Below are 23,872 nucleotides of genomic sequence, written 5' to 3' on the forward strand. Positions count from 1 at the left end.
GGTCAGCAGGGGCGGGGCGTGGGAAGAGCGGGCGGTCCTGCCGTACCGCCACGCTCGCCGAGAACCGGGCGAGCACCAGCCGCGCCAGGATCCGCGCGGCCTCCGCGCGGCCTCCGCGCGGCCTCCGCGTGCCCGTGGCGCGGCAGTTCGCAGACGTACCCCGGACGGGCCGCACCGGTCGCCCGGGCAGGGGGCCGGCCGTACCGTCGACCCCATGGAGAGCCCGTCTTCGCCTCTGACGACAAGGCCGCCGACCTGCGCGAACCGGCTTTCGGCCAGCGCCACCGGTGCGGGGGGCTGACGGTGTCGCCGAGTGTGCGAGGGCACGGGCCGGGCACCGGCGGGGCGGCCCCGGGAAGCGGCAGCAAGCTCGTCTCGCTCCTGGTGATCGCCTCGCTTCAGCTGATGGTCGTACTGGACATCACCATCGTCAACATCGCCCTGCCGCACATCCAGTCGGCACTCGACTTCACCACGGCGAACCTCTCCTGGGTGATCAACGCCTACACCCTCACCTTCGGTGGGCTGCTCCTGCTGGGCGGCCGATCGGGTGACATCCTCGGCCGACGGGTGATGTTCGCGTTCGGCGTGTCGCTCTTCACCCTCGCCTCGCTGCTGTGCGGCCTCGCGCAGGAGCCCTGGCAGCTTCTGGCCGCCCGCGCCCTGCAGGGCCTGGGCGGCGCCGTCGCCTCACCGACGGCGCTGGCACTCATCGCGACCATCTTCGACGAGGGACGGGAGCGCAACCGGGCGTTCGCCGTGTTCGCCGGGGTGTCCGCGGGGGGCGGCGCGATCGGACTGCTGGCGGGAGGCGTGCTCGTCGAATGGCTGACCTGGCGCTGGATCTTCTTCGTCAACGTCCCGATCGGCCTGCTCATCGTCCTCGCCACCACGCGCTACATCCGGGAGTCGGAGCGCCGGCCGGGACGGTTCGACGTGCTCGGGGCCGTCACCTCGACACTCGGCATGGTCGCGCTGGTGTACGGGTTCATCCGGGCCGGGGAGAAGAGCTGGTCCGACCCCCTCACCGTCACCGCCTTCGCCGTCGCGGTCGTACTCCTCGGGGCCTTCGTCCTTGTCGAGCGCACGTCACGGCAGCCGATCACGCCGCTGCGGCTGTTCCGCGACCGCAACCGGTCCGGCACCTTCGCGATCATGCTCTGTCTCGCGGCGGCGATGTTCGGCATGTTCTTCTTCCTCACCCTCTTCGTGCAGGACGTCATGGGCTTCAGCCCGCTCGAGGCGGGCCTGGCGTTCCTGCCGGTGAGCGCCGTCATCGCGGTCAGCGCCGCGTTGGCTTCCCAGCTGCTGCCGAGAACCGGGCCCAAGATCGTGATGGTGTCCGGGGCCGTCCTTGCCGCGGCCGGCCTGGCCTGGCTGTCCCGCCTCGAGGTCACCAGCAGCTACGCCGGCGGCGTCCTCGGACCGATGCTCGTGTTCGGCTTCGGCATGGGGTTCGAGTTCGTCTCCCTCACGCTGATGGCCGTCTCCAACGTGGCCGAGAAGGAGTCCGGCGCCGCGTCCGGGGTGCTCAACGTGACCCAACAGGTCGGAGGCTCCCTCGGCCTGTCCATCCTGGTGACCATCTTCAGCACCAGCAGTCGCCACAAGGCCGAGGACCTCGTCCGCACGTTCCTGGCCCGTGCCACGCCGGAAGAACGGCAACGGTTCCGGCAGACCGGCGCGTTGCCGCCCCAGCTGCGGGAACAGACACTGGCCGCCGGCATCACCTCGGCGTTCATCGCCGCCGCCCTGATGGCGGCGCTGGCAGCCCTGGTCGCCGTGCTCATGATCCAGACACGCGCCGCGGACCTGCAGAGGTTCCAGGGCGGGACGCCGTCCTCCTGAGGAGAAGGCGGCGCGGCCCCGGCCGTCAGGCGCGCAGGTCGGTCAGCAGGGGCGGCGCGTGCTCGCCCGCGGCGGTCGTCAGGGAGAGGACCGCGTGACCCGGCGGGACGCCGTGGGCCAGGTCGGACGCGGACCACCGTTCCCGCTCGACCTGCCGCACCGTCACCGCCCGCGCCGTCGGCGCGTGCCCCGTGATCACCCGCCGCAGCGCGTGCAGCGCCTTGCCCGCCGGAGTCTCGGCGACGATCTGCCGGTCGGTGACGTCCCGCGCCTCGGTCCACTCCTTGCCCCAGACCTCGGCGAAGTCCTGGCCGTCCCACGGGGTGAGCCCGGCCAGCGCCACCCTGCACCCCACCGACCCGAGCAGCGGCCCCCGCAGCGCCCGCGGCACGTCGTCCAGGGTGCGCAGCGTCAGCACCACGCCCGCGTTCACCGACCGCAGCCGCTGCACGGCCCGCACCGCCTCGGGAGTGACCACGCCCGCCGCCTCGTCGAGCACCAGGCAGGCGAAGAGCGACCGGTCCTGCCGTACCGCCACGCTCGCCGAGAACTGGGCGAGCACCAGCCGCGCCAGGATCCGCGCGGCCTCCACGTGCCCGTGGCGCGGCAGGTCGAGGCGGACCCGCACGGGGTGGTCGAGGGCGCGCAGGGAGAACGGCCGGGTCCGCCCCGTGGTGTCGAAGAAGCCGGAGAACGCCGGCCGGTCCAGCAGCGCGATCCGGTCGGCGAGCAGCGGCGCCGCGTCCCCGTGCCGACCCGCCTGCCGCTCCCGGGCGTCGAGCTCGCGCACCAGCGAACCGTGTGCCGGGTCCCGTGCCAGTGCCTGGCGCAACGCGGCCAGCGGCGCGGGATCGCCGTCGAGCAGCGCCCGCAGCTCCGGCACCGAGGGGAAGCGGCCGTGGACGGCGTGGAACGGACCGAGGAGCTGGGCCAGCACGGTGGCCGGCCGCCGCCCGCCCTCCGCGGGGGCCTGCGGGTCGGCGACGTCCCCGGCGAGCGCCTCGGCGAGCACCGCGGCCGCCTCGTCGGGGTCGGTGGTCCCGCCGTACAGGTCCAGGTCGTGCGGGGAGCCGGGGTCGCCGATCCGGATCACCACGTCGTAGGCGTCGGCGGGGCCCAGCCCGGCGCCGTCCGTGCCGACCACCACCACCGCGGCGCGGCCCGCTAGGGCGTGCAGGGTGAGCGACTCGGCCAGCGGGCGGACCAGCGCGGAGGTCTTGCCCGAGCCGGCCGGGCCCACCGCCACCAGCGAGGTGGCCAGCAGGTCGGGGGCGAGCGCCACCCCGGCGTCCCGGTAGGCGTAGGGGTTGCGCGGGTCGTCGGCGGCGGCGCCCACCCGCACCTGGCCGGTCAGCAGGTCGTGCCGGGCGGTGCGGACCGGCAGGTCACGGGCGCCGGACGGGTGGGGGCAGGCCGCGGCGCCGTCCCGCAGCACCGCCTCGGCGAAGGCCGCCGGCGGCAACTGCCCGGCCCGCACGCTCTGCCAGGCGCGGGTGAGACGGGCGTGGTCGATGTCCCGCATCAGTCCGGTCCGCGCGTCCGCCGCGAGCCGGTCCGCGGCGGCGACGGCCTCCGGCGACCCGGAGGCCCGCAGCTCGGGCCAGTGCGCGGGGTCCTCGTCGGCCGACCGCACCGTGGTCGCCGCGGCCGGCTCGCGGGCCGTCCAGGCCGGCGGCCCGAACCGCCGCCACAGCTCGGCCCAGCGCCCCAGCCGGGCGACCGCGAGCAGGATGATCCCGCCGACCACCGCGTAGTAGGCGTACACGGCGATCACCGCGCCGACGGAGTGCGGCTCGGCCCAGGAGTCGGGGACCATCGCCCACAGCGGCAGCAGCCACCAGCCGCCCAGGTAGCCGTTCCACAGCAGCGACCAGACCAGCCAGCCCACCAGGAACGAGATCACCGCCCCGGTCACCAGCTGCCGGGCCGGGGTCACCTCCGGCTCCTCGTCGGGCCGGGGGCGGTGCGCGAACCGCCAGATGCCCGGGGCCGCCTCGGGGCGCGACGTGCGCAGCCAGGACAGGAACGCGTTGCCGGCCGGCGCGGCCTCCACGGCGGGGGCGTGGCGCGGGCGTGGCGGATGAACGGGATGGGTCTCCGGCTTGCCGTCGATGTCCATCGGGCCCCCAGGTGCGCTGCGTGACGTCACGTGTACCGTGCCTCAATCTAGTGGGCGGGGGCCCGCCGCAGGGGCCCCGCGCGCGCAGCGCCCGCGGCGGGCGGGGGCGGGCGGCCGCGCGCCCCTGCGGAGCAGAGGCGTGCGCCTCTCTGGAGCAAAGGCACACCATGCCGCTCCACGGTGGCCAGGTCGGCCCCGTCCCCGTCCGGCCTAACGTGGACGCATGACCACCCACGCCTTCTGGGTCGCCGGCCGCGAGGCCACCGGCGACGAGACGTTCGACGTCACGAATCCCTACCGAGTCGGGGACGGCCGGACCGTCGGCACCGTCAGCGTCCCCACCGAGGCCCAGGTGGAGGAGGCCGTCGCCGCCGCCCACGCCGTGCGGGACGAGTTCGCCGCCACCCCGGCGCACGTCCGCGCCGCAGCCCTCGACCACGTGGCCCGCCGCCTCACCGAGCGCACCGAGGAGATCGCGCGGCTGATCTCCGCCGAGAACGGCAAGCCGGTCAAGTGGGCCCGCGGTGAGGTCGGCCGGGCGATCTCCGTCTTCCGGCTCGCCGCCGAGGAGGCCCGCCGCTGGAACGCGGGCGAGGCGCAGCGGCTCGACACCGACCAGGGCGGCACCGGCCGTCTCGCCCTCACCCGCCGTGTCCCGCGCGGCCCCGTGCTGGGCATCGCGCCGTTCAACTTCCCGCTCAACCTGAGCGCCCACAAGGTGGCCCCGGCCATCGCCGTCGGCGCGCCGATCATTCTCAAGCCCGCGCCGGCCACCCCGATCTCCTCCCTGGTCCTCGGCGAGATCCTCGCCGAGACCGACCTGCCGGCCGGCTCCTGGTCCGTGCTGACCGTGCCCAACGACCGGATGCCCGCGCTGGTGCAGGACGAGCGCCTGCCGGTCATCTCCTTCACCGGTTCCGGCCCCGTGGGCTGGTCCATCCGCGACAGCGTGCCCCGCAAGCACTGCACGCTGGAGCTCGGCGGCAACGCCGCCGCCGTGGTCCTCCCGGACTGGGCGGGCGACGAGGACCTCGAGTGGGCCGCCACCCGGATCGCCACCTTCTCCAACTACCAGGGCGGCCAGTCCTGCATCTCGGTGCAGCGGGTGATCGCCGACGCGGCCGTCTACGACCGCCTGGTCCCCCTGATCGTCGAGAAGGTCCGGGCCCAGGTCACCGGCGACCCGGCCGACGACGCCACCGACGTGGGCCCGCTGGTCAGCGAGGACGCGGCCCGGCGCGTCGAGGCCTGGGTCGACGAGGCCGTGAAGGCCGGCGCCGAGCTGCTCACCGGCGGCGCCCGCGACGGGGCCACTTACGCGCCGACCGTGCTGGCCGACGTGCCCGAGGGCGTCACGCTCTCCTGCGAGGAGGTCTTCGGCCCGGTGCTGACCGTGCAGCGGACCGAGGGCGAGGAGGCGGCCTTCGCCGCAGTCAACGACTCGCCCTACGGCCTCCAGGCCGGCGTCTTCACGCACGACCTCCGGACGGCGTTCCGCGCCCACCGCGCGCTCGAGGTCGGCGGCGTGATCATCGGCGACGTGCCGTCCTACCGCGCCGACCAGATGCCGTACGGCGGCGCCAAGCAGTCCGGCGTCGGCCGCGAGGGCGTCCGTTACGCGATGGACGACTACACCTACGAGCGCGTCATGGTCCTGACCGGACTGGCGCTCTAGCGGCCCGGCCGTCCACGGAGCCCGCCCCGTTTCACACGAGGGCGGGCTCCGGCGCGTGGTGCCGGGGGCCACAATGGGGGGATGACTGACAGCCCAGCTCCGCTCGCCGACCCGCATCTCGTCTTCGACCCGTCCGACGGGCCGAGGGACGTGGTGATCCTCGGCTCCACCGGGTCGATCGGCACCCAGGCCATCGACCTCGTGCTCCGCAACCCGGACCGCTTCCGGGTGACCGCGCTGTCCGCCGCCGGCGGGCGGGTCGACCTGCTCGCCGAGCAGGCGCACCGGCTGCGGGTGCGGACCGTGGCGGTGGCGCGGGCGGACAAGGCCGCGGAGCTGCGCGAGGCGCTGGCCGCGCGGTACGGCGACGAGCCGCTGCCGGAGATCCTGTCGGGCCCGGACGCCGCCACCGAGGTCGCGGCGTCCCCGTGCCACACGGTGCTCAACGGCATCACCGGCTCGATCGGCCTGGCCCCCACGCTGGCCGCCCTGGAGGCGGGGCGGACGCTGGCCCTGGCCAACAAGGAGTCCCTGATCGTGGGCGGCCCGCTGGTCAAGGCGGTCGCCAAGCCGGGGCAGATCATCCCGGTCGACTCCGAGCACGCCGCGCTCTTCCAGGCACTGGCCGCGGGCACCCGCGCCGACGTCCGCAAGCTGGTGGTGACCGCCTCCGGCGGCCCGTTCCGCGGGCGGACCAAGGCGGAGCTGGCGCACGTCACCGTCGAGGACGCGCTGGCGCACCCCACCTGGGCCATGGGCCCGGTGATCACCGTCAACTCCGCGACCCTGGTCAACAAGGGCCTGGAGGTGATCGAGGCGCACCTGCTCTACGACATCCCCTTCGACCGCATCGAGGTCGTGGTCCACCCGCAGTCGTACGTGCACTCCATGGTCGAGTTCACCGACGGGTCCACGCTGGCCCAGGCCACCCCGCCGGACATGCGGGGGCCGATCGCCATCGGCGTCGGCTGGCCCGAGCGGATCCCGGACGCGGCCCCCGCCTTCGACTGGTCGAAGGCCTCCACCTGGGAGTTCTTCCCGCTCGACGACGAGGCCTTCCCGGCCGTGAACCTCGCCCGGCACGTCGGCGAGCTCGCGGGGACGGCCCCGGCCGTGTTCAATGCCGCCAACGAGGAGTGCGTCGAGGCGTTCCTGGCGGGCCGGCTGCCGTTCACCGCCATCATGGACACCGTCGTCCGGGTGGTCGAGGAGCACGGCACGCCGAGGACGGGAACTTCCCTGACCCTGCCCGACGTCCTCGAGGCGGAGACCTGGGCGCGGGCCCGGGCGAGGGAACTGACGAGCGCGGAGGCGCGAGGGTGACGACCATCTTGTTGACCGTGCTCGGCATGGTCATCTTCTTCGTGGGACTGCTGGTCTCGATCGCGTGGCACGAGCTGGGCCACCTGTCGACCGCCAAGCTCTTCGGCGTGCGCGTCCCGCAGTACATGGTCGGCTTCGGGCCGACGATCTGGTCGCGGAAGAAGGGCGAGACCGAGTACGGGATCAAGGCCATCCCGCTCGGCGGCTACATCCGCATGATCGGCATGTTCCCGCCCGGCAAGGACGGCCGCGTCGAGGCCCGCTCCACCTCGCCCTGGCGGGGCATGATCGAGGACGCCCGCTCGGCGGCCTACGAGGAGATCCGCCCCGGCGACGAGACCCGGATGTTCTACACGCGCACGCCGTGGAAGCGCGTGATCGTGATGTTCGCCGGGCCGTTCATGAACCTGATCCTGGCGATCGCGCTGTTCTTCGTCTACCTCATGGGCTTCGGCATCCGTGAGGAGACCAACGTGGTCAGCTCCGTGCAGAAGTGCGTGATCGCCGCCAGCGAGCAGCGCGACGACTGCAAGGCCGGCGACCCCGCCGCGCCCGCGGCCGCCGCCGGGCTGCGGGCCGGCGACCGGATCCTCTCCGTGGGCGGCGTGAACACCACGGAGTGGAACGACCTCTCCGACGCCATCCGCGTCCGCGCCGGTCAGCAGGACGTCCCGATCGTCGTCGACCGCAAGGGCGAGCGGCTCACCCTGCAGGCCGACATCACCACCAACAAGGTGATCAAGAAGGACGACCGCGGCATGCCGGTCCGCGGCGAGTACGTCAACGCCGGCTTCCTCGGCTTCGCCCCCGCGAGCGGCGTGTTCCGCCAGGACTTCGGCGATTCGATCGTCTGGATGGGCGACCGGGTCGAGGACGCCTTCGACGGGCTGATCGCCCTCCCCTCCAAGATCCCCGCCCTGTGGGACGCCGCCTTCGGCGACGGACCGCGCGAGGACGACTCCCCGATGGGCGTGATCGGCGCGGCCCGGGTGGGCGGCGAGATCGTCACCCTCGACATCCCGGCCAGCCAGCAGGTCGCGGGCTTCGTCTTCGTGGTGGCCGGCTTCAACCTGTCGCTGTTCCTCTTCAACATGCTCCCGCTGCTCCCGCTGGACGGCGGGCACATCGCGGGAGCGCTCTGGGAGTCCGTACGGCGGAACGTCGCACGGGTCTTCCGGCGGCCGGACCCCGGCCCGTTCGACGTGGCCAAGCTCATGCCGGCCGCGTACGTGGTGGCCGCGGTGTTCGTCTGCTTCACGTTGCTGGTGGGCATCGCGGACGTGGTGAACCCGGTCCGTATCTCCTGACCGTCCCTCCGGCCCGGCCGTCCGGTTTTCTCAGGTCCGTCCTCCATCGTGTGGATTTGATCGGAGCGGGCGTGCCGGGCCGCCGGGCGGTGCCGTAATCTCGGATCCCGGAGCCCACCGGGGTTTCGAGCTTGTTGATACGCCTCGATCTTGACCACACCATGGGGTTGCACAGCAGATGACTGCGATTTCACTCGGCATGCCGTCCGTTCCGACCAAGGTCGCCGAACGCCGGAAGAGCCGGCAGATCCAGGTCGGAACGGTGGCGGTGGGCGGTGACGCTCCGGTCTCGGTGCAGTCCATGACGACCACCCGGACCTCCGACATCGGCGCCACCCTCCAGCAGATCGCCGAGCTGACGGCCTCCGGCTGCCAGATCGTGCGGGTGGCCTGTCCCACGCAGGACGACGCCGACGCGCTGTCGGTGATCGCGCGCAAGTCGCAGATCCCCGTCATCGCCGACATCCATTTCCAGCCGAAGTACGTCTTCGCCGCCATTGAGGCGGGCTGCGCCGCGGTGCGCGTCAACCCCGGCAACATCAAGCAGTTCGACGACAAGGTCAAGGAGATCGCCCAGGTCGCCAAGGAGCACGGCACGCCGATCCGCATCGGCGTCAACGCCGGTTCCCTCGACCAGCGGCTGCTGAAGAAGTACGGCAAGGCGACGCCCGAGGCCCTGGTCGAGTCCGCCCTGTGGGAGGCGTCCCTCTTCGAGGAGCACGACTTCCGCGACATCAAGATCTCGGTCAAGCACAACGACCCGGTCGTGATGATCGAGGCCTACCGTCAGCTCGCCGAGCAGTGCGACTACCCGCTGCACCTCGGTGTCACCGAGGCCGGCCCCGCCTTCCAGGGCACCATCAAGTCCGCCGTCGCCTTCGGCGCGCTCCTCTCGCAGGGCATCGGCGACACCATCCGCGTCTCGCTCTCCGCGCCCCCGGTCGAGGAGATCAAGGTCGGCATCAAGATCCTCGAGTCGCTCAACCTCCGCCAGCGGACCCTGGAGATCGTCTCCTGCCCGTCCTGCGGCCGCGCCCAGGTGGACGTCTACAAGCTGGCCGAGGAGGTCACCGCCGGCCTGACCGGTATGGAGGTCCCGCTCCGGGTCGCCGTCATGGGCTGTGTGGTGAACGGTCCGGGCGAGGCCCGCGAGGCCGACCTCGGCGTCGCCTCCGGCAACGGCAAGGGCCAGATCTTCGTCAAGGGCGAGGTCATCAAGACCGTGCCCGAGTCCAAGATCGTGGAGACCCTGATCGAGGAGGCCATGAAGCTGGCCGCGCAGATGGAGGCCGACGGCGTCATCTCCGGCGAGCCCTCCGTCTCGGTCGCCGGCTGACCGGATTCCCCCGCCCCGCCACGGGGCACCGGGGAGGGATCCGCGACCCTGTGGGGACCCGGCGGCAGGTCCGCCGGGAGGCCGATACAGTGGCGGAAACCAGCAGATCATATGGCGAGGCCCTCCCCGTGTTGACCCAGACGACCACCAGGGTTCTGGAACCCGACGACCTGCACGCGGCGCTCGCGGTCCTCGACCGCGAGCCGGTCGCGAACGCCTTCGTGGCCGCGCGCGTCCGGGTCGCCGGGCTGGACCCGTGGCGCCTGGGCGGCGAGATGTGGGGCTGGTACGAGGACGGCGTCCTCACCTCGCTCTGCTACGCGGGCGCCAACCTGGTCCCCATCTGCGCCACCCCCCGCGCCGTGCGGGCCTTCGCCGACCGCGCGCGCCGGGCCGGGCGGCGCTGCTCCTCCATCGTGGGCCCCGCCGAGTCGACCGCCGCGCTCTGGCGGCTCCTGGAACCGCACTGGGGCCCCGCCCGCGAGGTGCGCGCCCGCCAGCCGCTGATGGTCACCGACCGGATGCCGGACGATGTGGCGCCGGACCCGCGGGTGCGGCGCATCCGCAAGGACGAGATGGAGACCATCCTCCCGGCCTGCGTCGCCATGTTCACCGAGGAGGTCGGGGTCTCCCCGCTGGCCGGTGACGGCGGGCTCCTCTACCAGGCCCGGGTCGCCGAACTCGTCGCCACCGGGCGCTCCTTCGCCCACGTCGACGACGAGGGCAAGGTCGTCTTCAAGGCCGAGATCGGCGCCGCCACCCCGCAGGCCTGCCAGATCCAGGGCGTCTGGGTGGCCCCCGAGTACCGAGGGAAGGGCCGCGCGGCGCCCGGCATGGCCGCGGTCCTGCGGTACGCGCTGAGCGACGTGGCGCCGGTGGCCAGCCTCTACGTCAACGACTTCAACGCCCCGGCGCGCGCCACCTACCGGCGCGTCGGCTTCCGCGAGACCGGCACGTTCATGAGCGTCCTCTTCTGACGCGGGCCGCCGCCCTTTCGGCTGGGGGCCGCCGTTGGTCGGGGCCGCCGTTGGTCGGGTGCCGGGCGTCCTCGGCTGGGGCCGCCTTCGGCGGGGGCCGGGTGCCTTCGGCTTGGTGCTGCCTGGGCCAGGTGCCCGTGTCCTCGGCTGGGCGCTGCCCTCGGTCCGGTGCCCGGTGCCCTGGGTTTCGTGCCGCCTCGGCCGGTGCCGGGTGACTTGGCCTCAGTGCTGTCTTTGGTCGGGTGCCGGGTGCCGGGTGCCGGGTGCCGGGTGCGGGGTGCGGGGTGCCGGCTGCCCGGGGTTCTGGGCTTGGTGCTGCCTTCGGCCGGGTGCCCGGGGCCTTGGGGTTCGCGTCGCCTTCCGGTTTGGGTTCGGCGCCTTCGGCTTGGTGCTGCCTGGGCCAGGTGCCCGTGTCCTCGGCTGGGCGCTGCCCTCGGTCCGGTGCCCGGGGTTCTGGGCTTGTGCCCTCGGCCGGGTGCCCGGGGCCTTGGGGTTCGCGTCGCCTTCCGGTTTGGGTTCGGCGCCTTCGGCTTCGCGCCGCCTGGGCCAGGTGCCCGTGTCCTCGGCTGGGCGCTGCCCGGTGCCCGGTGACTAGGCCTCAGTGCTGTCTTCGGTCGGGTGCCGGGTGACCTGGGCTCGGTGCTGCTGCCGGCCGGGTGCTTGGTGCCGTGGGCTTGGCGCTGCCTCCGGCCGGGCGTTGGGTTCCTTGTGCTCGGTGCTGCCGTCGGGCGGGTGCTGGATCTCCTGCGGCTTCGCGCGCCCCCTCGGCCGGGTGCAGGGTGACTTGGCCTCGGTGCTGCCTTCGGCCGGGTGCCCGGGGCCTTGGGGTTCGCGTCGCCTTCCGGCTTGGGTTCCGCGCCTTCGGCTTCGCGGCGCCTCGGCCGGGGGGCGCGGCGCCTCGGGTCGGGGTGCCGGCTTCCGCCTCGGGGCATCGGACGGTTCGCTTCACCGCGTGCCGGGCGCCGGATCCCACCGCCCGGCACGGGCCCGTTACGTGCGGTCCGGATCCGGCGGATCCCTACCGGCGGTCAGCGGGTACTCTCCCGACATGCCGCACACGCCCTCCGGCCCCGTCGTCATCGCCCCCCTCGACCTGTCGGCACGGGTCGACGAGGCGCTCGCCGTGCAGGCCGAGGCGTTCGGACTCGGCGACGACGAGATCGCGGTACGCAGGCAGATCGTCCAGCGCCACATGACCCTCCCCGGTGCCCGCGCCCTCGGCGCGACCACCCCCGGCGGACGGCTCGCCGGGTTCGTCTACGGGATGCCCAACCACCGCTCCCACTGGTGGTCCACCGTGGTCGAGCCCTACCTCCGGGCGCTGGGCAACGACGCCTGGCTGGACGACTCCTTCGTGATCACCGAGCTGCACGTCCACCCCCTCCACCAGAAGCAGGGCATCGGACGCGCGCTGATCACCGCCATCACCGACGGCGCGGAGCAGCCCCGGTCGATCCTCTCCGCCATCGACCACGAGAGCCCCGCGCGCCGCCTCTACCGCACCCTGGGCTACACCGACCTGGCCCGCCGCGTGCACTTCCCCAGCGCCACCGTCCCCTACGCCGTGATGGGCGCGCCGCTGCCCCTGCGCCGCGGATAGCCGGCCCGAACACCCGTCGGGGGGCAAACCGATTTCCGCCGCCGCGCGCCGCCCGGCTAACCTCGGGGCCATCACCCTTACGCAGCAGGAGTAATAAACATGGCCCAGGTCCAGCGCATGTCCCGGTTGATGGCGAAGACCCTGCGCGACGACCCGGCCGACGCCGAGGTCCTCAGCCACAAGCTGCTCGTCCGCGCCGGTTACGTCCGCCGCACCGCCGCCGGTGTCTGGTCCTGGCTGCCGCTCGGCAAGAAGGTCCTCTCCAACGTCGAGCGGATCGTCCGCGAGGAGATGGACGCCATCGGCGCCCAGGAGGTGCTGCTGCCCGCCCTCCTGCCGCGTGAGCCCTACGACGCCACCGGCCGCTGGGACGAGTACGGCCAGGAGCTGTTCCGTCTCCAGGACCGCAAGGGCGGCGACTACCTCCTCGGCCCCACCCACGAGGAGATCTTCACGCTGCTGGTGAAGGACCAGGCGTCCTCCTACAAGGACCTGCCGGTCATCCTCTACCAGATCCAGAACAAGTTCCGCGACGAGGCCCGCCCGCGGGCCGGCGTGCTGCGCGGGCGCGAGTTCATGATGAAGGACTCGTACTCCTTCGACACCGAGGACGAGGGACTGGCCCAGTCGTACGCCCTGCACCGCGAGGCCTACCAGCGGATCTTCGCCCGTCTCGGCCTCGACTACCGCATCTGCGCCGCCACGGCCGGCGCCATGGGCGGCTCCAAGTCGGAGGAGTTCCTGGCCCCCGCCGAGGCCGGCGAGGACACCTTCGCCGACTGCCCGAACTGCGACTTCGCGGCCAACACCGAGGCGGTCTCCTACGCGCTGAAGCCGGTCGACGGCTCCGCCGTGCCCGCCCTGGAGGAGATCCCCACCCCGGACACCCCCACCATCGAGACGCTGGCCGCCTCGCTGGGCGTGCCGGCCTCCGCCACCCTGAAGAACCTGCTGGTCAAGGTCGACGGGGAGATCGTCGCGGTGGGCGTGCCGGGCGACCGCGAGGTCGACCTCGGCAAGGTCGAGGCGCACTTCGCCCCGGCCGCGGTGGAGCTGGTCACCGCCGAGGACTTCACCGGCCGGGAGGACCTGGTCCGCGGCTACGTCGGCCCCCAGGGCCTGGAGAAGGTCACGTACATCGCCGACCCGCGGGTCGCCCCCGGCACCGCGTGGATCACCGGCGCCAACAAGGCGCACACCCACGCGAAGAACGTCGTCGCCGGCCGTGACTTCGAGGTCGACGCGTACGTGGACGTCGTGGTGGTCCAGGAGGGCGACCCCTGCCCCAACTGCGGCACCGGCCTCAAGCTGGACCGTGCCATCGAGATCGGCCACATCTTCCAGCTGGGCCGCAAGTACACCGACGCGATGAAGCTGGACGTGCTGGGCCAGAACGGCAAGCCGGTCCGGGTCACCATGGGGTCCTACGGCGTCGGCGTCACCCGCGCGGTGGCGGCACTGGCCGAGCAGACCGCCGACGACAAGGGCCTGTGCTGGCCGGCCGAGGTCGCCCCCGCGGACGTCCACGTGGTCGCCGCGGGCAAGGCCGCGCAGACGGAGCTGGCGCTGGAGGTGTCCGAGCAACTCGCCGCCAAGGGGGTGCGCGTGCTGGTGGACGACCGCGCCGGTGTCTCCCCGGGCGTGAAGTTCACCGACGCGGAGCTGATCGGGGTCCCCAAGATCCTGGTCGCGGGACGCCGCACCGCGGAGGGCGTCGTCGAGCTGAAGGACCGCCGCACGGGCGAGCGCGAGGAACTCCCCGTCGCCGAGGCGATCGCCCGCCTCACGGCGTAACCCGCGGCGTGGTCCGCACCTGAAGGGCGCGGCACGGGGCCTTCTGCCGCCCGTGCCGTGCCCTTCGCCGTTGCCGCGCCCGGCCCCCGGTGACCGCCCCGGCGCCAAGGCGCCGCCGGGGCGGTCACCGCGGCTGTCACAGCCAGGTGGCGAACTCCAGCAGCCAGTCCGCGTCGCGGTCACGACCGACCCGCCGCGCCCGCAGCCCCGACTCGACCGCGCGGAACACCGTCCACCCCCGCAACCGCTCGCGGTCCACCTCCAGCGACTCCGCGAGCCGCTTCACCCGCCGTCGGGTCGTCGCCGCGCCCGAGGGCATCGCGATCAGGTCCTCGACCCGGTCCCGCACCAGCCGTGCCAGGTCGAACGCGCACTCGCCGACCACAGGGTCCGGACCGACCGCCAGCCACGGCATCCGCTCGCCGCCCAGGACCTTGCTCTGGCGGAACGTCCCGTGCAGCAGCAGCCGCTCCGGCGGATCCGCCAGAAGGTCCGCCCGCAGCCCCAGCGCGGTGTCCACCAGGCCGGCCGCCTCGTCGTCAGGGCCCGCGACGCTCGCCCGCATCGCCTCGGCCTGCCGCCCCGTGCGCTCCTCGACCGTCTCGAAGACGTGACCGGCCGGCGGCTCGACCCACAGCCGCCGCAGCGTCGCCGCGCCCTCCAGCAGCGCCTTCGCCTCCGGCAGGGTCCGCACCGAGACGTCCGGGTTCAGCCGCTCCAGGAGCAGCACGCCCTCACCCGCCGACGGCTCGGATTCCAGCAACTGCGCCGCGCCCAGCCCGTGCCAGTGCGCCAGCGCCACCCGCTCGCTGGCCGGCCGCGACCGCGGCGGAATCAGCTTGAGCACGGCCGGGGAGCCGTCCGCGCGCCGCACCAGCACCACCAGCGAGCTCCGCCCGCCCGGTACCTGCACCCGCTCCACGTCCAGGCCCAGCCGGCCCACCGCCCCGTCCACGGCGTCGGGCAGCCCGCGCAGCCAGTCGTCGGCGCCGTTCGTCTCCGCCAGTGCCCGGACCAGACGTGGCGGCGGTTCGAAAGCCATGCGCGAGTCGTTCCCCTTCTTCGCGACGGGCCCACGTGCCGGGGCCCCGGGTCACGTCATTTCCGCGAGCCCAGGGAAGGCTACGCCGCCGTCCCGCCAGCGGGCCGCCCGGACCGCCGCGTCCCGCAGCGCGTCGGCCGCCGCCCGGCGCCGTTCGCCCTCGCCGGCCCGCACCAGGTCGGCGTAGACGCCGGCCAGCCGGTCCTCCAGTTCGGCCGCCAGCCGCACCGCCGCCGCCCCGTCCGGCACCTCGAACGGCAGCGCGTACGCCGCCTCCGCGGCCGCCGGCTCCGCCCCCAGGTCGCGCACGGCCCGGAACAGGTCGTCCCGGCGGGCCCGGTGCGCCTCGAACGCCTCACGGGCCTCCGACCGCCGGTCGTCGCCGACCCGGCCGCCGACCACGCCGTAGCCGTAGACCGCCGCGTGCTCCGCCCGCAGGGCTGCCTGCGTGGCCTCCAGACTCATCCCGACCTCCTGTATCTCCTGCATCTCCCGGACCACCCGGACCTCTCGAGCTTCCCGGGCCTCCCGAGCCTCCCGGACCTCCCGGGCCACTCGGGCCTCGTCGGTCTCCCGGACCACCCGAGCTTCGCGGTCCTCGCGGTCCTCGCGGTCCTTCCGGACCGCCCTGGCCTTGTGGTCCTCCCGGGCCAGGCGGGCCTTCCGGACCACCCCGGCCCCGCGGATCTCCCGGACCGTCCGGGTCTCGCGGGTTTCCTGACCGCCTCGGTGCCTTCCGGCCCCGTCATCGCGTCAGCCGTTCCTCAGCAGGTACACGTGGACCGCCCCGGCCGCGGCGACCGAGGCCAGCAGCCGGGCCGCCTCGCCGCCGAGCCTGGCCAGGTCGCGGGTGCGGCGCGTGGACAGCTCCTGCTCGGCGTCCGCCAGCGAACCCAGCGCGCCCTTCTCGTCGGCCGGCACCGCCGGTACCGACGGCGTTGGCGACGACGGCGGGCCGGATGCCGCCCCCGAGGGCTTCCCGGCCGCCGATCGAGGCGGAGACGGAGACGGAGACGGCGAGGGTGAGGCTGCCGTCCCGGCGCGCTCCCCGCAGGCGTCCGCGTGCCGCAGCACCGCGTCCCGCAGCGGCGTCAGCCGGGCCGCCAACCCGGGATGGGCGGCCAGCACCGCGTCGTAGACGGACGCGAGTTCGGCGCTGTCCGTCACGGCGCGGGTCAGCGCCCGCTCGTCGGCCGTCGGGGTCCGCACGGCGGCGGCGCGGCCGGGGGAGGAGTCGGCGGAACAGGCGGCGAGCAGCGCGGAGGCCGCTCCCGCCGCCGAGGCGAGCAGGGTTCTGCGGCGCGGCCCGGTGCGCGGGCGCGGAGGGGTCGATGACACGGCGGGCGTCCTCGGCTGAAGGGCAGGGGCCTGGGGCGTGACGGTTCGGCGGGGGCTGCGGGCGGATGCCGCGACCGTCGGCCGCGATGCCCGACGAGCCGTCACGCCGTCAACTCCCGGTGACGAATGTGTGATCACCGTACCTGCGCCCTGGCCCCGCACGTACGACCGGTGCCGCGCCACGACGGACGGGACACCCGGTGGACGGCAACACCCCCCGCGACCGGATACCCTTTGACCTGACACACGCCCTACCCACAACAGCACACGCGGCCGAGGAGTCACCCGGATGAGCACCACCCAGAGCGAGCGGCTGCGAGAGCTGCTGGAGCCGCTCGTCACCTCGCAGGGGCTCGACCTCGAGGAGATCGAGGTGGAGGCCGTCGGCCGCAAGCGGGTGCTGCGGGTCGTGGTCGATTCCGACACCGGCGCCGACCTCGACCAGGTCGCCGATGTGAGCCGCGCGCTCTCGGCGACGCTCGACGAGACGGACGCGATGGGCGAGGCCGAGTACACGCTCGAGGTCGGCACCCCGGGTGCTGAGCGGGCCCTCACCGAGCACCGCCACTACGTGCGCGCCACCGGCCGCCTGGTCCGGTTCCAGCTCGCCGAGGGCGGTGAACTGGTCGCGCGGATCCTGGAGGTCGACGACGAGGGCCTCGACCTGGAGGTCCCGGGTGTCAAGGGCCGCAAGGCCACCACACGCAGGCTCGCCTTCCCGGACGTCGCCAAGGCGCGGGTCCAGGTGGAGTTCGGCCGCAAGAACAAGAACGAGGAGGAGGCGTAGCCGTGGACATCGACATGAGCGCCCTGCGGGGCTTGGTGCGGGAGAAGGAGATCTCCTTCGACCTGCTGGTCGAGGCGATCGAGTCGGCTCTCCTCATCGCCTACCACCGGACCGAGGGAAGCCGCCGCCGCGCGCGCGTCGTGCTCGACCGGGAGACCGGTCACGTGACCGTGTGGGCCAAGGAGGACCCGGACGAGCTCGAGGAGGGGCAGGAGCCCCGCGACTTCGACCACACCCCGTCCGACTTCGGGCGGATCGCCGCGACCACCGCCAAGCAGGTCATCCTGCAGCGGCTGCGCGACGCCGAGGACGACGCGACGCTCGGCGAGTACGCCGGGCGGGAGGGCGACATCGTCACCGGCGTCGTCCAGCAGGGCCGCGACCCCAAGAACGTCCTGGTCGACATCGGCAAGCTGGAGGCCATCCTGCCGGTGCAGGAGCAGGTCCCCGGCGAGGACTACAAGCACGGCACGCGGCTGCGGTCGTACGTCGTCCGGGTGGCCCGCGGTGTCCGCGGCCCCTCGGTGACGCTGTCGCGCACCCACCCGAACCTGGTGAAGAAGCTGTTCGCCCTGGAGGTCCCGGAGATCGCCGACGGCAGCGTCGAGATCTCCGCGATCGCCCGTGAGGCCGGCCACCGCACCAAGATCGCCGTGCGCTCCACGCGCAGCGGCCTGAACGCCAAGGGCGCCTGCATCGGCCCGATGGGCGCCCGGGTCCGCAACGTGATGAACGAACTCAACGGCGAGAAGATCGACATCGTCGACTGGTCGGACGACCCGGCCGATATGGTGGCGAACGCGCTGTCCCCCGCCCGGGTGAACAAGGTGGAGGTCGTCGACCTCGCCGCCCGGTCCGCCCGGGTCATCGTGCCGGACTACCAGCTGTCGCTGGCGATCGGCAAGGAAGGACAGAACGCCCGCCTCGCCGCCCGTCTGACCGGCTGGCGGATCGACATCCGTCCGGACACCGAGCAGGACGGCCAGGAGGCCTGACCAGGCCCGACCGGAGGCCTGACCAGGCACGACCGGAGGCCCGACCCCCGGGCCGCGGGGCGACCGGAAAACCGGTGCGACCCGCGGCACGGAATGTTTGAGCCGTGTCAACGGTTGACATCAGGACAGAGACGACCGTGCGACGTCCGCCCACTCGGGCCGGTGTCGGCGCGGGGAGGTAGACTTAGCTGTGTCTGGCCGGACGCGTACCCGAGCACGCCCCGAGTACGGCCCTGAACGCACGTGCGTGGGGTGCAGGGAGCGGGCGGCCAAGAACGAGCTGCTGCGCATCGTGGCGGTCGAGGGCGAGTGCGTCCCCGATCATCGCGGTACGCTGCCGGGCCGGGGTGCTTATCTGCACCCCGCCGTGGTCTGTCTCGACCAGGCGGTGCGCCGTAGGGCGTTCCCCCGGGCGTTCCGCGTCCAGGGAGCGTTCGACACCTCGGCGCTGCGCCGGCAGGTCGAACGGATGACCGTCGCCGATTCGGCGGCAACGTAAGAAGCGTCGCGCGGAGCAGCCGCGCGGCCCAGGTACCTCGCGAGTCTGAAAGCAGGTCGAGATTGCGATGAGCACTCGATGAGTACGCGATGAGTACGCCCATGAAGTAGCGACGGTCCGGCTTCCAACCCGGACCTCAAAGGAGCGAAGTGGCTAAGGTCCGGGTATACGAACTCGCAAAGGAGTTCGGAGTAGAGAGCAAGGTCGTCGTGGCCAAGCTCCAGGAACTCGGTGAATTCGTCCGATCGGCGTCCTCGACGATCGAGGCGCCCGTTGTGCGCAAACTGACTGACGCCTTCCAGCAGGGCGGCGGCGGCAAGTCCGCCCCGAAGCCCGGTGCGAAGAAGGCCGCCCCCAAGCCCGCCCCCGCGCCGTCCCCGGCGCAGGCGGCGCGTCCGGCTGCCCCGAAGCCGCCGGCCGCACCCAAGCCCGCCGCGGAGAAGCCCGCGGGCGGCGCGCCGACCCCTGGTCCGCGCCCGACGCCGGGTCCGCGGCCCGGCCCGAAGCCGCCGGCCGCGCCGGCTGCTCCCGCCCAGCCGGAGTTCACCGCTCCGCCTGCCGCCCCGGCCGCCCCGGCGCCGCGCCCCTCCGGCGCGCGTCCCGGCCAGGGTGCCCCGAAGCCCGGCGGCCGTCCGGCCGGCCAGGGCCAGGGTCAGGGTGGCGGCCGTCCCGGCCAGGCCCCCCGTCCGGGTGGTCAGGCTCCGCGTCCGGGCGCCCGTCCGGCCGGTCCCCGTCCGGGCAACAACCCCTTCACCTCCGGTGGCAACGCCGGCATGGCGCGTCCGCAGGCTCCCCGCCCGCAGGGCGCCCGCCCGCAGGGTCCCGGCGCTCCCGGCGCCGGCCCGCGTCCGCAGGCTCCCGGCCAGGGCGGCGGTCCCCGCCCCCAGGCTCCCGGTGGCGCCCGTCCGACCCCGGGCGGCATGCCCCGTCCGCAGGGCGGTCCCCGTCCCGGTGGCGGCCCCGGCGGCCCCGGCGGCCCGCGTCCCAACCCCGGCATGATGCCGCAGCGTCCCGCTGCGGGTCCCCGTCCCGGCGGCGGCCCCGGCGGCCGCGGTCCGGCGGGTGCCGGTCGTCCCGGCGGCGGCGGTCGTCCGGGCGGCGGCGGCTTCGCCGGCCGTCCGGCCGGTCCCGGCGGCGGCGGTCGTCCCGGTGGCGGCGGCGGCTTCGCCGGTCGTCCCGGTGGCGGCGGTCCCGGCGGCGGTGGCGGTGGCTTCGGCGGTCGTCCCGGCTTCGGCGGTCGTCCCGGCGGCCCCGGTGGCCGTGGTGGCACGCAGGGTGCGTTCGGCCGTCCCGGCGGTCCGGCGCGTCGTGGCCGCAAGTCGAAGCGGCAGCGCCGTCAGGAGTACGAGGCCATGCAGGCCCCGTCGGTCGGCGGCGTGATGCTGCCTCGCGGCAAGGGCGAGACCGTTCGCCTGTCGCGTGGTGCGTCGCTCACCGACTTCGCGGAGAAGATCAACGCCAACCCGGCGTCGCTCGTCGCGGTCATGCTGAACCTCGGCGAGATGGTCACCGCGACGCAGTCCGTCTCCGACGAGACGCTGCAGCTCCTGGCCGACGAGATGAACTACAACCTCCAGGTCGTCAGCCCCGAGGAGGAGGACCGCGAGCTGCTCGAGTCCTTCGACCTCGAGTGGGGCGAGGACGAGGGCGACGAGGAGGACCTGGTGGTCCGCCCGCCGGTCGTCACCGTCATGGGTCACGTCGACCACGGAAAGACCCGACTGCTCGACGCGATCCGCAAGACCAACGTCATCGCGGGCGAGGCCGGCGGCATCACCCAGCACATCGGTGCCTACCAGGTCGCGACCGAGGTCAACGACGAAGAGCGTCGGATCACCTTCATCGACACCCCGGGTCACGAGGCGTTCACCGCCATGCGTGCCCGTGGTGCCCGGTCGACCGACATCGCGATCCTGGTCGTCGCGGCCAACGACGGCGTCATGCCGCAGACGGTCGAGGCGCTGAACCACGCCAAGGCGGCCGACGTGCCGATCGTGGTCGCGGTCAACAAGATCGACGTCGAGGGCGCGGACCCGACCAAGGTGCGCGGCCAGCTGACCGAGTACGGTCTGGTGGCCGAGGAGTACGGCGGCGACACCATGTTCGTCGACATCTCCGCCAAGCAGGGCCTGCACATCGACAGCCTGCTCGAGGCGGTCGTCCTGACCGCCGACGCCTCGCTCGACCTGCGTGCCAACCCGCACCAGGACGCGCAGGGCATCGCGATCGAGTCCCGTCTGGACCGCGGCCGCGGTGCCGTGGCCACCGTCCTCGTCCAGCGCGGTACCCTCCGCGTCGGCGACACGATGGTCGTGGGCGACGCCTACGGCCGCGTGCGGGCGATGCTCGACGACAGCGGCGCCAACGTGGCCGAGGCGGGTCCGTCCACGCCGGTCCAGGTGCTGGGTCTGACCAACGTCCCGGGCGCCGGCGACAACTTCATCGTGGTGGACGAGGACCGTACGGCCCGTCAGATCGCGGAGAAGCGCGCCGCCCGCGAGCGGAACGCGGCGTTCGCCAAGCGCACGCGCCGTGTCTCCCTCGAGGACCTGGACAAGGTGCTCAAGGCCGGTGAGGTCCAGCAGCTCAACCTCATCATCAAGGGTGACGCGTCCGGTTCGGTCGAGGCCCTGGAGTCCTCGCTGCTCCAGCTGGACGTCGGCGAAGAGGTCGACATCCGCGTCCTGCACCGCGGCGTCGGTGCGGTCACGGAGTCCGACATCGACCTGGCGATGGGCTCCGACGCCATCGTGATCGGCTTCAACGTGCGCGCCGCGGGGCGTGCCGCGCAGATGGCCGAGCGCGAGGGTGTGGACGTCCGGTACTACTCGGTCATCTACCAGGCGATCGAGGAGATCGAGGCGGCCCTCAAGGGCATGCTCAAGCCGGAGTACGAGGAGGTCGAGCTCGGCACCGCGGAGATCCGCGAGGTCTTCCGCTCGTCCAAGCTCGGCAACATCGCCGGTGTGCTCATCCGCTCCGGCGAGGTCAAGCGGAACACCAAGGCCCGCCTGCTGCGCGACGGCAAGGTCGTCGCGGAGAACCTCAACATCGAGGGTCTGCGTCGCTTCAAGGACGACGTCACCGAGATCCGCGAAGGCTACGAGGGTGGTATCAACCTCGGAAACTTCAACGACATCAAGGTCGACGACGTCATCGCGACGTACGAGATGCGCGAGAAGCCGCGCTCGTAAGGGAACGGCTCACGGTGGCCGGCGGTACCTCGGTACCGCCGGCCACCGGCGTGTGGGCGCGGCCCGGCCACGACGGCCGGCGCCGCGCCGGCGGCTGCCCGCGGGACGTCCCGAGGGCTCCCCGGGGCAGCCGTCCGCGGTGCCCTGCGGGGCGCCGTAAATAGTCGTCGGCGGTGCCGCGAACCGGGGTACGGTTCAAGGAGCCACCGATCCCGGACCGGCGGGTCATCCGGAAACACCATGTACGTAGGGACTCTGTCCTTCGACATCCTCCTCGGCGACGTACGCTCGCTGAAGGAGAAGCGCTCCGTCGTCCGCCCCATCGTCGCCGACCTGCAACGCAAGTTCGCGGTCAGCGCCGCCGAGGTGGACCACCTGGACCTCTACCGCAGGGCCGGCATCGGCCTGGCGGTGGTCTCCGGGGACGCTTCGCACGTGGCCGACATACTGGACCGCTGCGAGCGGATGGTCGCCGGGCGCCCGGAGGTGGAACTGCTGTCCGCGAGACGGCGGTTCCACGGCGACGACGACTGATCTACACAGATACGAACAGGAACAGGAACGGGAGACGGACCAGTGGCCGACAACGCGCGGGCGAAGAGGCTGGCGGACCTCATCCGAGAGGTGGTGGCCCAGAAGCTGCAGCGTGGGATCAAGGACCCGCGGCTCGGCACGCACGTCACCATCACGGACACCCGGGTGACCGGGGACCTTCGGGAGGCGACCGTCTTCTACACGGTGTACGGCGACGACGAGGAGCGCAAGGCCGCCGCGGCCGGACTGGAGAGCGCCAAGGGCATCCTGCGCTCCGAGGTCGGCCGCGCCGCCGGGGTGAAGTTCACCCCCACCCTCACCTTCGTCGCCGACGCCCTGCCGGACACCGCCCGGACCATCGAGGACCTCCTCGACAAGGCCCGGCAGTCCGACGCCAAGGTGCGTGAGGCGTCCGCCGGAGCCGCGTACGCCGGCGAGGCGGACCCGTACCGCAAGCCGGGCGAGGACGACGACGAGACCGCGGCCGGGACGGACGAAACCGCCGAATGACGCAGCACACCACCACGCCCGACGGCCTTGTCATCGTCGACAAGCCGTCGGGCTTCACCTCGCACGACGTGGTCGCCAAGATGCGCGGGATCGCGAAGACCCGCCGCGTCGGCCACGCCGGCACCCTCGACCCGATGGCGACCGGCGTGCTGGTCCTCGGCGTCGAGCGGGCCACCAAGCTTCTCGGGCACCTGGCGCTCACCGAGAAGGAGTACCTCGGCACGATCCGGCTCGGCCAGACCACGGTCACCGACGACGCCGAGGGCGAGATCACGGCCTCCACCGACGCCTCGAAGGTCACCCGCGAGGGCATCGACGCGGGCGTCGCCGAGCTGACCGGCCGCATCATGCAGGTCCCGTCCAAGGTCAGCGCCATCAAGATCAACGGCGTGCGGTCCTACAAGCGCGCCCGCGAGGGCGAGGAGTTCGACATCCCGGCCCGCCCGGTGACGGTCTCCTCGTTCCTGGTCCACGACGTCCGCGAGGCGGTCGCCGAGGACGGCACCCCGGTGACCGACCTGGTCGTCTCCGTGGTGTGCTCCTCCGGCACCTACATCCGGGCGCTCGCCCGCGACCTGGGCGCCGGTCTGGGCGTCGGCGGCCACCTGACCGCGCTGCGGCGCACCCGGGTCGGTCCCTACCGGATCGACACGGCGCGCACGCTGGACCAGCTCCAGAAGGAACTGACCGTGATGCCGGTGGCCGACGCCGCCACCGCCGCGTTCCCGCGCTGGGACGTCGACGCGCGGCGCGCCCGGCTGCTGCTCAACGGCGTACGCCTGGAGATGCCCGACGCGTACGCCGACCGCGGCCCGGTCGCCGTCTTCGGGCCCGACGGTACCTTCCTGGCCCTGGCCGAGTCACTGAAGGGCAAGGCCAAGAGCCTGGCCGTCTTCGGCTGAGCACCGCCGGGCGCCGGCACCGCCGCACGCGGCGCCACCGTTCGCGGCATCAGTCCTGGCCACAGCACACGCGAGCCGCGTCACCGCGAGCC

The 23,872-nt window shown here is 73.3% G+C and carries 19 protein-coding genes; 15 read left to right on the top strand and 4 right to left on the bottom strand.

Going from position 1 to position 23,872, the window contains the following annotated elements:
- The first annotated feature begins 315 nt into the window (after window positions 1–315).
- Window positions 316–1,848, top strand: coding sequence for an MFS transporter (locus tag GBN72_RS32255; RefSeq protein WP_281372091.1), 1,533 nt, complete (start codon window positions 316–318; stop codon window positions 1,846–1,848).
- Between the two features lie 25 nt (window positions 1,849–1,873).
- Here the strand turns inward: GBN72_RS32255 and GBN72_RS32260 are convergent, their stop codons facing one another.
- Window positions 1,874–3,967 (bottom strand): ATP-binding protein, encoded by a 2,094-nt coding sequence (locus GBN72_RS32260; RefSeq protein WP_246213042.1) that lies wholly within the window; start codon window positions 3,965–3,967, stop codon window positions 1,874–1,876.
- A gap of 223 nt (window positions 3,968–4,190) precedes the next feature.
- Here GBN72_RS32260 and GBN72_RS32265 point away from each other — a divergent pair, with 223 nt between their 5' ends.
- From GBN72_RS32265 to GBN72_RS32295, 7 genes are all read left to right on the top strand, one after another.
- A complete protein-coding gene (locus GBN72_RS32265; RefSeq protein WP_151775523.1) occupies window positions 4,191–5,642 on the top strand; it encodes an aldehyde dehydrogenase family protein in 1,452 nt (483 codons plus the stop codon).
- Between the two features lie 81 nt (window positions 5,643–5,723).
- Window positions 5,724–6,965 carry a 1-deoxy-D-xylulose-5-phosphate reductoisomerase gene (gene dxr / locus GBN72_RS32270; protein WP_151775524.1) on the top strand — a complete coding sequence of 414 codons (1,242 nt, stop codon included), beginning with the start codon at window positions 5,724–5,726 and terminating at the stop codon, window positions 6,963–6,965.
- Between the two features lie 26 nt (window positions 6,966–6,991).
- On the top strand, window positions 6,992–8,272 hold the full coding sequence (locus GBN72_RS32275) for a site-2 protease family protein (protein WP_164541005.1): 1,281 nt from the start codon (window positions 6,992–6,994) through the stop codon (window positions 8,270–8,272).
- Window positions 8,273–8,450: 178 nt separating this feature from the next.
- On the top strand, window positions 8,451–9,608 hold the full coding sequence (gene ispG, locus GBN72_RS32280) for a flavodoxin-dependent (E)-4-hydroxy-3-methylbut-2-enyl-diphosphate synthase (RefSeq protein WP_151775525.1): 1,158 nt from the start codon (window positions 8,451–8,453) through the stop codon (window positions 9,606–9,608).
- A 128-nt stretch (window positions 9,609–9,736) separates the two neighbouring features.
- Window positions 9,737–10,585, top strand: coding sequence for a GNAT family N-acetyltransferase (locus GBN72_RS32285; protein ID WP_151775526.1), 849 nt, complete (start codon window positions 9,737–9,739; stop codon window positions 10,583–10,585).
- Window positions 10,586–11,633: 1,048 nt separating this feature from the next.
- Complete coding sequence (locus tag GBN72_RS32290) at window positions 11,634–12,185, top strand: GNAT family N-acetyltransferase (protein WP_151775527.1); 552 nt, start codon at window positions 11,634–11,636, stop codon at window positions 12,183–12,185.
- Between the two features lie 99 nt (window positions 12,186–12,284).
- Window positions 12,285–13,979 carry a proline--tRNA ligase gene (locus tag GBN72_RS32295; RefSeq protein WP_151775528.1) on the top strand — a complete coding sequence of 565 codons (1,695 nt, stop codon included), beginning with the start codon at window positions 12,285–12,287 and terminating at the stop codon, window positions 13,977–13,979.
- Between the two features lie 136 nt (window positions 13,980–14,115).
- Here the strand turns inward: GBN72_RS32295 and GBN72_RS32300 are convergent, their stop codons facing one another.
- The 3 genes from GBN72_RS32300 to GBN72_RS32315 form a co-directional block, all read right to left on the bottom strand.
- A complete protein-coding gene (locus GBN72_RS32300) occupies window positions 14,116–15,021 on the bottom strand; it encodes an aminoglycoside phosphotransferase family protein (protein WP_151775529.1) in 906 nt (301 codons plus the stop codon).
- A 51-nt stretch (window positions 15,022–15,072) separates the two neighbouring features.
- Entirely contained in the window at window positions 15,073–15,510 is a 438-nt protein-coding gene (locus GBN72_RS32305; RefSeq protein WP_174887241.1) for a ferritin-like domain-containing protein, read from the bottom strand.
- Window positions 15,511–15,774: 264 nt separating this feature from the next.
- Window positions 15,775–16,359, bottom strand: a complete 585-nt coding sequence (locus tag GBN72_RS32315; protein WP_151775530.1) for a hypothetical protein — start codon at window positions 16,357–16,359, stop codon at window positions 15,775–15,777.
- 289 nt (window positions 16,360–16,648) lie between these two features.
- Here GBN72_RS32315 and rimP point away from each other — a divergent pair, with 289 nt between their 5' ends.
- From rimP to truB, 7 genes are all read left to right on the top strand, one after another.
- Window positions 16,649–17,146 (top strand): ribosome maturation factor RimP, encoded by a 498-nt coding sequence (gene rimP / locus GBN72_RS32320; protein ID WP_151775531.1) that lies wholly within the window; start codon window positions 16,649–16,651, stop codon window positions 17,144–17,146.
- A gap of 2 nt (window positions 17,147–17,148) precedes the next feature.
- Window positions 17,149–18,141 (top strand): transcription termination factor NusA, encoded by a 993-nt coding sequence (nusA, locus tag GBN72_RS32325; protein WP_151775532.1) that lies wholly within the window; start codon window positions 17,149–17,151, stop codon window positions 18,139–18,141.
- Between the two features lie 190 nt (window positions 18,142–18,331).
- Window positions 18,332–18,640, top strand: a complete 309-nt coding sequence (locus tag GBN72_RS32330; RefSeq protein WP_151775533.1) for a YlxR family protein — start codon at window positions 18,332–18,334, stop codon at window positions 18,638–18,640.
- Between the two features lie 149 nt (window positions 18,641–18,789).
- On the top strand, window positions 18,790–21,834 hold the full coding sequence (gene infB, locus GBN72_RS32335; RefSeq protein WP_151775534.1) for a translation initiation factor IF-2: 3,045 nt from the start codon (window positions 18,790–18,792) through the stop codon (window positions 21,832–21,834).
- A gap of 240 nt (window positions 21,835–22,074) precedes the next feature.
- On the top strand, window positions 22,075–22,368 hold the full coding sequence (locus tag GBN72_RS32340) for a DUF503 domain-containing protein (protein ID WP_151775535.1): 294 nt from the start codon (window positions 22,075–22,077) through the stop codon (window positions 22,366–22,368).
- A gap of 42 nt (window positions 22,369–22,410) precedes the next feature.
- A complete protein-coding gene (gene rbfA / locus GBN72_RS32345) occupies window positions 22,411–22,878 on the top strand; it encodes a 30S ribosome-binding factor RbfA (protein WP_151775536.1) in 468 nt (155 codons plus the stop codon).
- Window positions 22,875–23,780 carry a tRNA pseudouridine(55) synthase TruB gene (gene truB, locus GBN72_RS32350; RefSeq protein WP_151775537.1) on the top strand — a complete coding sequence of 302 codons (906 nt, stop codon included), beginning with the start codon at window positions 22,875–22,877 and terminating at the stop codon, window positions 23,778–23,780. Before rbfA ends, truB begins: the two co-directional genes overlap by 4 nt.
- Window positions 23,781–23,872: the final 92 nt, after the last annotated feature.

This window comes from Streptomyces abyssomicinicus (assembly GCF_008974245.1).
In the GTDB taxonomy this organism is placed as follows: Bacteria; Actinomycetota; Actinomycetes; order Streptomycetales; family Streptomycetaceae; genus Streptomyces; species Streptomyces abyssomicinicus.

What these genes read in the sequence shown, in the direction of transcription:
- rimP (WP_151775531.1), top strand. Translation starts at nt 16,649, where the DNA reads ATGAGCACCACCCAGAGCGAGCGGCTGCGAGAGCTGCTGGAGCCGCTC.
- dxr (WP_151775524.1), top strand. Translation starts at nt 5,724, where the DNA reads ATGACTGACAGCCCAGCTCCGCTCGCCGACCCGCATCTCGTCTTCGAC.
- GBN72_RS32340 (WP_151775535.1), top strand. Translation starts at nt 22,075, where the DNA reads ATGTACGTAGGGACTCTGTCCTTCGACATCCTCCTCGGCGACGTACGC.
- GBN72_RS32295 (WP_151775528.1), top strand. Translation starts at nt 12,285, where the DNA reads ATGGCCCAGGTCCAGCGCATGTCCCGGTTGATGGCGAAGACCCTGCGC.
- GBN72_RS32275 (WP_164541005.1), top strand. Translation starts at nt 6,992, where the DNA reads ATGGTCATCTTCTTCGTGGGACTGCTGGTCTCGATCGCGTGGCACGAG.
- GBN72_RS32300 (WP_151775529.1), bottom strand. Translation starts at nt 15,021, where the DNA reads ATGGCTTTCGAACCGCCGCCACGTCTGGTCCGGGCACTGGCGGAGACG.
- truB (WP_151775537.1), top strand. Translation starts at nt 22,875, where the DNA reads ATGACGCAGCACACCACCACGCCCGACGGCCTTGTCATCGTCGACAAG.
- GBN72_RS32265 (WP_151775523.1), top strand. Translation starts at nt 4,191, where the DNA reads ATGACCACCCACGCCTTCTGGGTCGCCGGCCGCGAGGCCACCGGCGAC.
- GBN72_RS32260 (WP_246213042.1), bottom strand. Translation starts at nt 3,967, where the DNA reads ATGGACATCGACGGCAAGCCGGAGACCCATCCCGTTCATCCGCCACGC.
- ispG (WP_151775525.1), top strand. Translation starts at nt 8,451, where the DNA reads ATGACTGCGATTTCACTCGGCATGCCGTCCGTTCCGACCAAGGTCGCC.
- GBN72_RS32290 (WP_151775527.1), top strand. Translation starts at nt 11,634, where the DNA reads ATGCCGCACACGCCCTCCGGCCCCGTCGTCATCGCCCCCCTCGACCTG.
- GBN72_RS32305 (WP_174887241.1), bottom strand. Translation starts at nt 15,510, where the DNA reads ATGCAGGAGATACAGGAGGTCGGGATGAGTCTGGAGGCCACGCAGGCA.